Annotated in this window: 4 protein-coding genes and 1 pseudogene; all 5 read left to right on the top strand. The window is 60.9% G+C overall.

Annotated elements, in window-relative coordinates; genetic code table 11:
• Positions 1 to 968 (top strand): annotated as a pseudogene (locus QVE23_RS10420) (DNA-directed RNA polymerase subunit beta'); the annotation flags it as partial.
• Between the two features lie 436 nt (positions 969 to 1,404).
• Complete coding sequence (locus tag QVE23_RS10415; protein WP_025544826.1) at positions 1,405 to 1,650, top strand: ribosomal L7Ae/L30e/S12e/Gadd45 family protein; 246 nt, start codon at positions 1,405 to 1,407, stop codon at positions 1,648 to 1,650.
• A gap of 103 nt (positions 1,651 to 1,753) precedes the next feature.
• The gene (gene rpsL, locus QVE23_RS10410) at positions 1,754 to 2,170 is read left to right on the top strand and encodes a 30S ribosomal protein S12 (RefSeq protein WP_021750740.1); all 417 of its coding nucleotides are present in this window, start codon (positions 1,754 to 1,756) and stop codon (positions 2,168 to 2,170) included.
• Between the two features lie 153 nt (positions 2,171 to 2,323).
• Positions 2,324 to 2,794, top strand: a complete 471-nt coding sequence (gene rpsG / locus QVE23_RS10405) for a 30S ribosomal protein S7 (protein WP_036631091.1) — start codon at positions 2,324 to 2,326, stop codon at positions 2,792 to 2,794.
• A 15-nt stretch (positions 2,795 to 2,809) separates the two neighbouring features.
• Positions 2,810 to 4,604 (top strand): elongation factor G (gene fusA, locus QVE23_RS10400; protein WP_287968171.1); only part of this gene is annotated, 1,795 nt, incomplete at its 3' end.

The following is a 4,604-nucleotide window of genomic DNA, read 5'->3' as shown; positions in this document are numbered from 1 at the left end:
ACAGCGGCGTGTGCGCCAAGTGCTACGGCATGAACCTGGCCACCCAGCAGCCTGTGGGTCCGGGCGAGGCGGTCGGCATCATTGCCGCCCAGTCCATCGGCGAGCCCGGCACCCAGCTGACCATGCGTACCTTCCACACCGGCGGTCTGGCCGGCGGCGACATCACCCAGGGTCTTCCCCGTGTCGAGGAACTGTTTGAGGCCCGTAAGCCCAAGCGGATGGCTACTCTGGCAGAGATCGGCGGCACGGTCAAGTTCGAAGAGACCAGCAAGGGCAGCCTGGTGAACATCGTCATCACCGCACCTGACGGGGACACCCGCACCTACGCGGTGCCTCACACCGGCCTGCTGGTGAAGGACGGCGACGTGATCGAGGCCGGCCACCAGCTGACCTACGGTGCGTTGAATCCCCACGAGGTGCTGCGCATCCGCGGCGCTGACGCCGTGTACAACTACCTGATCCAAGAGGTCCTGCGGGTGTACCGCCAGCAGGGCGTGGATATCAACGATAAGCATATCGAGATCATCGTCCGCCAGATGATGCGCAAGGTCCGTCTGGAGGACGCCGGCGACACCAAGCTGCTGGACGGCTCTATGGTGGACGTCCTGGAGCTGGACGACGCCAACGAGGAGATCGACCGCCGCAACGCCGCCGGTGAGCGGCAGGAGAACGGCGAGCCTCTGCGCCACGCCGTAGGCACCCAGCTGTTGATGGGCATCACGAAGGCATCTCTCGCCACGGACTCCTTCCTGTCCGCCGCCTCCTTCCAGGAGACCACTAAGGTCCTGACGGAGGCCGCCATCAAGGGCAAGGCCGACCATCTGGTGGGCCTGAAGGAGAATGTCATCATCGGCAAGCTGATCCCTGCCGGCACGGGCCTGACGGCCTACCACACCTTTGCTGAGGAGTTGGTTCCCGGCCCGGCGCCTGTTGAGGCCGCCCCGGAGCCCATTCCCGCAGAGCTGTGATTCGCCGGACATCCCGCAGACACAAGACCGGGAGAGAGCCTGACCGCTTGCGGTCAGGCTCTCTTTTCAGATGCCGGGCATCGAGAGGCGGGGTGAAGGAGACGCCCCGCAGCCCGGGGCTGAAACGGTTCTGCTGAGAAGCGGATGACCAACGCCCCCCTTTATTTAAAATATCAAAGCTCCCTTGTTCCCAGGCGCACTGCGCCGTATCCGGACGGCGGCCAGAAACGGCCCGGAAACAGGGAGAAGTTCTCCTAAGATGTCTCCAGGTATCCGGCACGCCCGGGAGATGGGGAAAACGTCCAAAAGTCTGCGGATCATGGAAAATTTTTACCGAAAAATGTCTTGACGGATATGTTTCCCCATGGTATAATCCAAAAATGCGCGGATATTAGGATTCTGCGGATTTTGCCATGCGTTTCAGGAGGAATTTCCCGTGATCTCGGAGCTTGCTTCCCAGGAGAAGGTCATCGGCGTGAAGCAGTCCCGCAAGGCGATCCGGGAAGGCCGGGCCAAGCGGGTCTATCTCGCCTGTGACGCCGATCCCGCCATCACCGAGCCGGTGGCCGCCAGCTGTGCGGAGGCCGGCATCCCCGTAGAGACGGACTACACACTGTCCCAGCTGGGCCAGGCGTGCCGGATCAGCGTGGGCGCGTCCGTGGTGGCCGTCCTCTCCGCATAAAGAAATGGTTTTTTTCGGAATAGCTTCACCGCGTTCCGTAAAAAATAAGGGCTGTCGTGGTTACACGGCAGCGAAATTATGAAAGAAAGGAGAAATACACCGAATGCCTACTTTTAACCAGCTGGTCCGTAAAGGAAGAGAACAGGCTACCTACAAGTCCACTTCTCCCGCTCTGCAGTTTGGTCTGAACACCCTGAAGAACAAGACCACCGATCTGCCTTCTCCCCAGAAGAGAGGCGTGTGCACCGCCGTGAGAACCGCGACCCCCAAGAAGCCCAACTCCGCCCTGCGTAAGATCGCCCGTGTGCGTCTGACCAACGGCTACGAAGTCACCGCTTACATTCCCGGCGTGGGCCACTCCCTGCAGGAGCACTCCGTCGTGATGATCCGCGGTGGCCGTGTCAAGGATCTCCCCGGTGTCCGTTACCACATCATCCGCGGTACGCTGGATACCCAGGGCGTCTCCGGCCGTATGCAGGCTCGTTCCAAATACGGTGCCAAGCGGCCCAAGCAGAAGTAAGTCTGCGAACTGAGAGCTTTGCCGAATAGGTTTATATAGATGGCGGCCTCCGGGCCGCCGGGACGACCTCTTTGGCAGGCATCCACGGAAGGCTGCAATACGCCTTTTGAGTACCTATGAGATCATAGAATTATTATGAAGGAGGGAAGCATAGTGCCCAGAAGAGGTAATGTTCCCAAGAGAGAGATCCTGCCGGATCCCGTTTACGGCTCCGTCCTGGTCACCCGGCTGATCAATAGTGTCATGCTGGATGGCAAGAAGGGCGTGGCCCAGAAGGTGGTCTACGGTGCCTTCGACCAGATCAAGGAGAAGACCGAGAAAGACCCCATCGAAGTGTTCAACCAGGCCATGGAGAATATCATGCCCAGCCTGGAAGTCAAGGCCCGCCGTGTGGGCGGCGCCACCTATCAGGTCCCCATGGAGGTCCGTCCCGCCCGCCGCACGACCCTGGGTCTGCGCTGGCTGACGGCCTACGCCCGTTCCCGCAGCGAGCGCACCATGGCTGAGCGCCTGGCCGGCGAACTCATGGACGCCGCCAACAACACCGGCAGCGCCGTGAAGAAGCGCGAGGAAGTCCACAAGGCAGCCGAGGCCAACAAGGCGTTCGCCCATTTCCGCTGGTAAGTTAGGAGAAACAGTATGCCGAGAAAAACACCTCTTGAAAATACCCGTAATATCGGCATTATGGCTCACATCGATGCAGGCAAGACGACGACTACCGAGCGTATCCTGTTCTACACCGGCGTGAACTATAAGATCGGTGAGACCCATGATGGCACCGCCACCATGGACTGGATGGCCCAGGAGCAGGAGCGCGGCATCACCATCACGTCCGCCGCCACCACCTGCTACTGGTCCGGTTCCAAGAACCAGTTCAAGCCCACCCGGATTAACATCATCGACACTCCGGGCCACGTGGACTTCACCGTGGAGGTGGAGCGCTCCCTGCGCGTGCTGGACGGCTCTGTCACCGTGCTGTGCGCCAAGGGCGGCGTGGAGCCCCAGTCTGAGACTGTGTGGCGTCAGGCCGATAACTACAAGGTCCCCCGCATGATCTACGTCAACAAGATGGACATCATGGGCGCCGACTTCTACAACGTGCTCCGCATGATTGAGGAGCGCCTGAAGTGCAACGCCGTGCCCATCCAGCTCCCCATCGGCAGCGAGGATACCTTTAAAGGCATCATCGACCTGATCGAGATGGACGCGGACATCTACTATGACGATCTGGGCAAGGATATGCGCGTGGAGCCCATCCCCGCGGACATGGTGGACCTGGCAAACGAGTACCGGGAGAAGCTGATGGACGCCGTGTCCATGGTGGACGAGTCTATCATGGAGGCATATCTGGCTGGCGAGGAAGTTCCCACGGCCAAGATCCGTGCGGCCATCCGCAAGGCCACGATCGCCAATGAGATGGTGCCCGTCACCTGCGGCACGTCTTACCGCAACAAGGGCGTGCAGAAGCTGCTGGATGCCATCGTGGACTATATGCCCTCTCCCCTGGACATTCCGCCCATCAAGGGCGTGAACCCCAAGACTGATGAGGAGGACGAGCGTCCTGCGGACGACAACGCCCCCTTCTCCGCCCTGGCGTTCAAGATCATGACCGACCCCTATGTGGGCCGCCTGAGCTTCTTCCGCGTCTATTCCGGCCATCTGACCACCGGTTCCTCCGTGCTGAACAGCACCAAGAACGTCAAGGAGCGTATCGGCCGGATCCTGCAGATGCACGCCAACCACCGGGAGGATATCGAGGAGGTCTTCTCCGGCGATATCGAGGCTGCCGTGGGTCTGAAGAACACCACCACCGGCGACACCCTGTGCGACGACAAGGCCCCCATCATTCTGGAGTCCATGAAGTTCCCCGAGCCCGTTATCCGCGTGGCCATCGAGCCCAAGACCAAGGCCGGCCAGGAGAAGATGACCATGGGCCTCATCAAGCTGGCCGAGGAGGACCCCACCTTCAAGACCTATACCGATGAGGAGACCGGCCAGACCATCATCGCCGGCATGGGCGAGCTGCACCTGGAGATCATCGTGGACCGCCTGCTGCGCGAGTTCAAGGTGGAGGCCAACGTGGGCGCACCTCAGGTCGCCTACAAGGAGACCATCAAGAAGGCCGTGGACCAGGACACCAAGTATGCCCGTCAGTCCGGCGGCAAGGGCCAGTACGGCCATGTCAAGATCCACGTGGAGCCCAACGAGTCCGGCAAGGGCTACGAGTTTGTCAACGCCATCGTGGGCGGCGCCGTTCCCAAGGAGTATATCCCGGCTGTCGACGCCGGTATCCAGGGCGCCATGAACGCCGGCGTGGTGGCCGGCTTCCCCGTGGTGGATGTGAAGGTCACCCTGTACGACGGCTCCTATCATGAGGTGGACTCCTCTGAAATGGCGTTCAAGATCGCCGGCTCCATGGCCTTCAAGGAGGCCT

The sequence above is a fragment of the Oscillibacter sp. KLE 1728 genome, from assembly GCF_934833455.1.
GTDB lineage: Bacteria > Bacillota > Clostridia > Oscillospirales > Oscillospiraceae > Oscillibacter > Oscillibacter welbionis.
This window is presented reverse-complemented; position numbering and strand designations above follow the sequence as displayed.